The sequence below is a fragment of the Microbacterium sp. Leaf351 genome, from assembly GCF_001423825.1.
Classification (GTDB): Bacteria; Actinomycetota; Actinomycetes; order Actinomycetales; family Microbacteriaceae; genus Microbacterium; species Microbacterium ginsengisoli.
Genome location: NZ_LMPK01000031.1, coordinates 1 through 3,804 on the forward strand (window position 1 = coordinate 1; position 3,804 = coordinate 3,804).

The window sequence follows — 3,804 nt, forward strand, 5'->3', positions numbered from 1 at the left end:
CCGGAATAGTCGTTCCCTCCACCGGTGTAGCCACTCTAAAAAATCTTTTTTTTTTATTAAAAAATAAGATGTTGAGTGCACTCTTTTTGCTCGCCGCCTTTTTGGTAGCGGTATACAAAATTTATTTCTCAAACACCATAACTTACAAAAAGTTCAATAAATATGGTGAAAATAAGACTTTGGTTCTAAAAGAGGCGCCGGGACCTACACCTTTGCCAATAATAGGTAATATGCACCTTTTGGGCAAGCACGAATCGCCATTCCAGTCTTTCACGGACTTGGCGAAAACTTATGGAGACATTTTTACGCTGCAATTGGGAACGTCGAAATGCCTAGTGGTTAATAATTTGGACCTCATCCGGGAGGTCTTGAATCAAAATGGAAAATTCTTCGGCGGACGGCCTGACTTTATCCGATTTCATCAACTTTTTGCTGGCGATAGGAATAATTCCTTAGCACTATGCGATTGGTCAAACCTTCAACTAAGAAGAAGAAATCTCGCCCGCCGCCATTGTGGACCCAAACAACACACCGACAACTTCGCGCGCATCGGAGACGTCGCTACATTCGAATCCATAGAACTGCTACAAACACTTAAAAACATAACCCGTACTTTAGACTCCAGCATCAACCTAAAACCGATCTTAATGACTACAGCAATGAATATGTTTTCGCACTACATGTGCAACGTGAGATTTGACGCCGAAAACGACGAAGATTTCAAGCGCATCGTCGACCATTTTGACGAAATTTTCTGGGAGATTAACCAAGGTTATGCCTTAGATTTTCTGCCGTGGCTCCAACCTTTTTACAAGAAGCATTTAGATAAACTGTCTAACTGGTCTTCAGATATTCGCTCGTTCATTCTTTCAAGGATCGTAGAACAGAGGGAATTGGATCTGGACATAGAAGGGCCTGAAAAGGACTTTCTAGATGGGTTGCTAAAAGTTTTACATGAAGACCCGACGGTTGATAGAAATACTATAATCTTCATGCTTGAAGATTTTCTAGGCGGTCATTCTTCGGTGGGTAATCTTGTCATGTTATGTTTGACAGCTGTGGCGAGAGACCCTGAAGTCGGCAGGAAGATTAGGGCAGAATTAGACGGTTTGACTAAAGGCAAAAGGCCTGTTACATTACTCGACCGTCATAGTTTGCCATACACAGAAGCAACTGTCTTAGAATGTCTAAGATACGCCTCATCCCCTATCGTTCCTCATGTAGCTACGGAGAACGCAGCAATCTCAGGATATGGCGTAGAAAAAGGAACGATAGTCTTCATAAACAACTATGAACTAAACACTTCAGAGGAATACTGGAATGAGCCGGAGAAATTTGACCCATCAAGGTTTCTAGAAAAGACCAAAGTTAGGGTTCGAAGGAATTCTTTCTGTGATTCCGGCATGGAATCTGATGGGGAAAGGCCGAGCAAGCCAGCGGAGACGGAAAAAGAAGTCTGGTCTGTTAAGAGGAACATCCCACATTTCCTGCCTTTTAGTATAGGTAAGCGAACGTGCATTGGTCAAACTTTAGTAACTACGATGAGTTTCGTCATGTTTGCCAGTATAATGCAGGAGTTTGAAATTGGGGCTGAAAATTTGGAAGATCTAAGACAGAAACCGGCGTGTGTGGCTTTGCCTAAAGATACGTATAACCTATTTTTGATCCCGAGAAAACATTGATCTTTTTGATTTTTTTGAAAGTACGTAAATTATTTGCGCTTGGTTCTTTTATTTGTAGTTTTGTGTTGACGCTGTTTTTTTTTTGAAAAAATTGCAGGTTTTTTTGTAGTTACCTTTTTAGCGAAAATTTTATAACTTTTTAATTTGAATGGTTTGCGATAATAGATATTTCTATGTACTACATCCTAAATTGTTTAGTAAAACTTATTTTATTTTTCTATTTGAATATATTTATTGCGATGACAGACATTTTTTTAGCAAACTTAAAAGGTTGTTTTCGTATTCAGTTGAAAATACATCAAATAATTAAAGTCGGTAAATACTTTAATTTACGCCCAAAATTAGAGCTTGAGTAATTATGTTATATTTTTTTAACCAAGATAAAATATTTTGTAGATATAGAGCCAATTAGGTTTTTCAATAACATTAAATTAAAGTAGATAGCATATTATTTTTTAACCGACTTCCCAAAAAGGAGGAGGTTCTCAATTCGACCGTACTTTTTTTTTATGTATGTTAATCCATATCTCCGGCATTTTGGTGGCTCTAGAAGTCGGTGGCAAAATAAACACAGTCAACAGACCTGCAGACACCGACTTCAAAGTCGGTTTTGTTTTTTTGTAAAAAGTTTTTTTTATTTGGTGATATTTTTAACTTCACTGCCTTCTATTTTTTTAGCTAGAGAACTGAGTAGTTCTAAAATTATATTTAAACAAAACAGCGTCTCATTAAATATACAAATAAAAAAACAAGGTTATATCGCTCAAAACTATTTATTTCTTGAAATAATTGTTTTTTTAAGTATTTCTTTTTATATTTTCGGTAAACCATACTGACGTAAATTCTTTGAAGAAAAGGCGGGAAAAATGTTTGTTGTCTATGGAAAAGAAGATGGCTGACGTGTACTGATAAAAAAATACGATTTTTCTGTTTCATATTTGTCAATGTTTTCAATATTTTTACGACAAAATTACTGTTTTTTATCTAATAAAAGATAGTGTTGAATATTTTAGTATATTTATGGCTAGATTCACAGCTTCCAGCTAATGTTCAAAATAGTTATCTAATAGATAATGCCAAAGAAATGTTTTTACTTTTGACTACTTATATGGCAGTATCTGTCAGTTAACGTATCTAGAACTCTATCTGGAACCTTTTGTAACTAATTAATAGTTTGTTTGTAATGACTTTTTACTACAATTATATTGAGCGTTGATAATTTTGAATTAGAAAACCAAAAACGACTGTATCTTGCCTGTTGGATTTCGCTTGCGCTAGTAAAATATATTTCGTGACTTTTTCGTTATTTTTCACAAATAGATGACGTAGTGACAATAGTGTTAGATTTTAAATAGTTATTTCACGTCACGAGTATATTTTTGCTATAGAAACGTGTAGATTTTTTAGAAAAGTAGTCAATCAAGTGTCTTAAAGTTCCTTTTTTATTAATTTTATAGAAATTTCTCGTCAAAATCGGCTGTTTATACTTAATTTGACCGAAGAAACGTAGTTTTTTAGTAGGTTAGAAATTGTGTTTAGCGTCATCTAGTGGTGAGTAGTTGAAACTCTTTGATTACACTTCTTCGGTTATATTTGTGTTGCAAGTGTGTTTGATGTTGTATTTTACATGTAGTACTGTTTACATTAGAAATAGATGTAGAATATAGACTTAATAGGGGAAATATTGTAAAAAACTCTTATAATCATGTAGAAACATTATTTAAATAATTAAAATAACTAGATTCTTGCTAAAAGACGACTTTAATTTAAGTTTCAATGTTTTTTTTAATAAACCTATGGCGGGTTTCCAAAGAATAAGAACTTGTATGTAGTTTGTAGATTAGAATTCCAAATTTAAATGTCAGAATGTAAAAACGCCATGTTGTATTTTTGAATCAATATTAATAGATATTTTGAAATCAGCAAAAATCACTGCAATCTGTTGTAACTTAGATACAGTTAAATTAAAATTAATGTATTTGATATGAATACGAGTGAATGTTAATATTATTTTCGAACTTTATGAACCAAATTGTAAAATGGCTGACTTGATATGACGTAGTTTGTAGAAAGAATTGTGATCAATAGTTGAATTAGAAATGAAATTATAGATACATTTGCA

The 3,804-nt window shown here is 33.8% G+C and carries 1 protein-coding gene; it reads left to right on the forward strand.

The features are described 5' to 3' along the window. Positions 1 to 1,682 (forward strand): cytochrome P450 (locus tag ASG00_RS14515; RefSeq protein ID WP_210168645.1); only part of this gene is annotated, 1,682 nt, incomplete at its 5' end. Positions 1,683 to 3,804 lie beyond the last annotated feature (2,122 nt).